Source organism: Dietzia sp. B19 (assembly GCF_014145155.1).
GTDB lineage: Bacteria > Actinomycetota > Actinomycetes > Mycobacteriales > Mycobacteriaceae > Dietzia > Dietzia natronolimnaea.
Genome location: NZ_JAALED010000544.1, coordinates 1550 through 4717 on the forward strand (window position 1 = coordinate 1550; position 3168 = coordinate 4717).

The window sequence follows — 3168 nt, forward strand, 5'->3', positions numbered from 1 at the left end:
GAGGGGTCGGCCGCGAAGTAGCCGAGCCGCCCGCCGGCGAACGCGAAGGCCTTGCTCATGGTCCGCGAGACGACCAGCTTCGCCGGGAACTCGGCCAGCAGCGTGCACGCGCTCGGCGACGGGGAGAACTCCGCGTACGCCTCGTCGACCACGACGATCCCCGGTGCCGCGTCGATCAGCCGCCGCAGGTCGTCCAGCTCGATCACGTGGCCCGTCGGATTGTTGGGCGTGGTGAGGAAGACGACGTCGGGGCGGTGCCCGGCGATCGCCGCCAGCGCGGCCTCGACGTCGATCGCCAGGTCCGCGCCCCGGTCGACCGGGATCCACTCGGTGTCCGTGCCCGCGGCGAGGATCGGGTGCATGGAGTAGCTGGGGACGAATCCCATCGCACTGCGACCGGGTCCGCCGAAGGCCTGCAGCAACTGCTGGAGGATCTCGTTGGAGCCGTTGGCCGCCCACACCATGTCCACGTCCAGCTCCACCCCGGTCTGCCGCGTGAGGTAGGCGGCGAGGTCGGTGCGCAGGTCGACGGCGTCCCGGTCCGGGTAGCGGTTGAGGTCGGCCGCCGCCGCGGAGACCGCGGCGGCGATGTCGGCGACCAGCGCCGCACTGGGCGGGTGCGGGTTCTCGTTGGTGTTGAGCTGCACCGGCACCTCGAGTTGCGGGGCTCCGTAGGCGCTCTTGCCGCGCAGGTTCTCGCGCAGTGGCAGCGCGTCCAGGCCGACTCCGGGCCGGGGGGTGTCGGTCACTGGTCCTCCTCCTCGGCGGTGAGGTCCTCGAAGCGGGCCCGGACGGCCTCGCCGTGGGCCGGGAGACCCTCGGCGTCGGCGAGCGCGACGACGGTCGGGGCGATCTCCTTGAGCGCCGCGCGGTCGTAGTCGATGACGTGGATACCGCGCAGGAAGGTCTGCACACTCAGCCCGGACGAGTGACGGGCGGTGCCCGACGTGGGCAGGACGTGGTTCGAGCCCGCCGCGTAGTCGCCGAGCGGGACCGGGGAGTAGGCGCCCACGAAGATCGCCCCGGCGTTGCGTACCCGGGCGGCATCGGCGGCGGAGTCGCGGGTCTGCACCTCCAGGTGCTCGGCCGCGTACGCGTCCACCACGCGCAGGCCGGCGTCGATGTCGTCCACCAGGACGATGCCCGACTGCGGGCCCTCGAGCGCGTCGCGCACGCGGCCCGAGTTGAGGGTGACGGTGTAGCGGGCCTCGACCTCCCGCGCGACGGCGTCGGCGAGCTGCTCGGAATCGGTGACCAGAACGCTCGCCGCATTGGGGTCGTGCTCGGCCTGGCTGATGAGGTCGTAGGCGATGTGGACCGGGTCGGCCGTGTGGTCGGCCAGGACGGCGATCTCCGTGGGACCGGCCTCCGAATCGATCCCCACGACGCTGCGGCACAGTCGCTTGGCGGCGGTGACGTAGACGTTGCCGGGGCCGGTGACCATGTCGACGGGCTCGAGCTCGCGTCCGTCGGTGTCCTCGCCGCCGTGGGCGAGAAGGGCCACGGCCTGGGCGCCTCCGACGGCCCAGACCTCGTCGACCCCGAGCAGAGCACACGCGCCGAGGATGGTGGGGTGGGGCCAGCCACCGGAGTCGGCCTGGGGCGGGGAGGCCACCACGAGTGAACCGACCCCAGCGACCTGTGCCGGCACGACGTTCATGATGACGCTCGACGGGTACACGGCCTTGCCGCCGGGAACGTAGAGGCCCACCCGCTCGACGGGAACCCACTTCTCGGTGACGAAGCCGCCGGCGGCGACCTCGGTCACGGTGTCCGAGCGCCGCTGTGCGGAGTGGACGATCCTCGCGCGGCGGATGGCCTCGACCAGGGCCGCGCGCACGTCAGGGTCGAGGGCCTCGCCGGCCTCGGTGATGACCTCGGCGGGGACCCGCACCGAGGTGGGCCGCACCCGGTCGAACTTCTCGCCGTAGTCGAGCGCGGCGGAGGCCCCGTGCTCCCGGATCGCCTCGACCACCGGGCGGACGGTGTCGACGACGGAGTCGACGTCGGCGGCGCCTCGCGGGAGTGTGCGACGCAGCTCGGCGGTACCGAGGGTGCGACCGCGCAGGTCGATGCGGGAGAGCATGGTGTGGCCTTTCCTTTGATCACGGGACGTCGAGCAACCGGCCGACGGCCGCGAACCAGTCTAGGTGCGCCCGGGCCCGGGCCTGTCCCATGCCACCCTCGCGGGTGTTGTGGACCCGGTCGGGCGCACCCTCCGGCCGCTCACGCGCAGCAGGCGCCACCCCCGGAGTCGGCGCCGGCCTCGTCGTCGTCGTTCCTGTTGCTGTCACCCGCTACCGGCGACGTCCCGAACGTCTCCGAGTCGGACAGGACCGTGTAGATCTCCCACCGCTCGCCTCCCGGGCCGGTGACCCACACCTTGTCCTGGGTGGCGAAGCAGCAGGTCGTGCCGATCTCCTCGTCGGTGAACAGGCCGGCGTCGGTCAGTCGCGCGATCTCGCCGTGGACCTGCTCGCTGGACTCGACCTCGACGCCCAGGTGGTTGAGCGAGCCTCCCTGGCCCGGGTTCTCGAGCAGGACCAGCTTGAGGGGCGGCTGCTCCACCACGAAGTTGGCGTAGCCGGGCTTGCGCTTGGCGGGCTCGACGCGCAGCAGCGTCGAGTAGAACCGGACGGCCTCGTCGACGTCGTCGACATTGAGGGCGAGTTGCACACGGGACATGGTCGGAACCTCCACCTCTGAGATGAATATCGAATTTGTTGCACCGCCCAGAGAACCAGCCTTTTCGATATTCGTCAAGAACCCGCGCTACACTCGCGGACATGCCCAAGGCCCTGCCCCTCCTCGACGTCAGCTCGCCGGTCTGCTGCGCGCCCGTATCGGCGGGGCCGATCGGCCACGAGGACGCCGTGGAGATCGCGCTGCGTCTCAAGGCCCTCGCCGACCCGGTCCGGATCCGGCTGCTGTCACTCCTGCTCACCAGTGACGACGGCGAGGTCCGCACAGGAGATCTGGCCGCCGCGACCGGCGTCGCGGAGTCGACCACCTCCCATCACCTGGGCCGGCTCCGCGAGGCCGGGATGATCGAGTCGGAGCGGCGCGGGATGAGCGTGTTCCACCGTGCCCGGGGGTCCGCGATCGACGCCCTGCGTGCCGCGCTCGACCCGAACTGCTGCACCTAGTGGGTATCTCCGTTAGTGCGTC

At 71.5% G+C, this 3168-nt stretch carries 4 protein-coding genes; 1 reads left to right on the forward strand and 3 read right to left on the reverse strand.

Going from position 1 to position 3168, the window contains the following annotated elements:
* The 3 genes from G6020_RS17250 to G6020_RS14825 all read right to left on the reverse strand — a co-directional run.
* Positions 1–749 (reverse strand): histidinol-phosphate transaminase (locus tag G6020_RS17250; RefSeq protein WP_347238391.1); only part of this gene is annotated, 749 nt, incomplete at its 3' end.
* Positions 746–2086: a histidinol dehydrogenase gene (gene hisD / locus G6020_RS14820; protein ID WP_179525134.1), complete on the reverse strand. Its 1341-nt coding sequence runs from the start codon at positions 2084–2086 to the stop codon at positions 746–748. The genes G6020_RS17250 and hisD, both read right to left, overlap by 4 nt.
* Before the next feature lie 140 nt (positions 2087–2226).
* Positions 2227–2685 (reverse strand): ArsI/CadI family heavy metal resistance metalloenzyme, encoded by a 459-nt coding sequence (locus G6020_RS14825; protein WP_182611138.1) that lies wholly within the window; start codon positions 2683–2685, stop codon positions 2227–2229.
* Between the two features lie 101 nt (positions 2686–2786).
* Here G6020_RS14825 and G6020_RS14830 point away from each other — a divergent pair, with 101 nt between their 5' ends.
* Positions 2787–3146 (forward strand): Rv2640c family ArsR-like transcriptional regulator, encoded by a 360-nt coding sequence (locus G6020_RS14830; protein ID WP_017836078.1) that lies wholly within the window; start codon positions 2787–2789, stop codon positions 3144–3146.
* Positions 3147–3168: the final 22 nt, after the last annotated feature.

Excerpts from the sequence above, each read along its gene's own strand:
- hisD (WP_179525134.1), bottom strand. The coding sequence starts at position 2,086 with ATGCTCTCCCGCATCGACCTGCGCGGTCGCACCCTCGGTACCGCCGAG.
- G6020_RS14825 (WP_182611138.1), bottom strand. The coding sequence starts at position 2,685 with ATGTCCCGTGTGCAACTCGCCCTCAATGTCGACGACGTCGACGAGGCC.
- G6020_RS14830 (WP_017836078.1), top strand. The coding sequence starts at position 2,787 with ATGCCCAAGGCCCTGCCCCTCCTCGACGTCAGCTCGCCGGTCTGCTGC.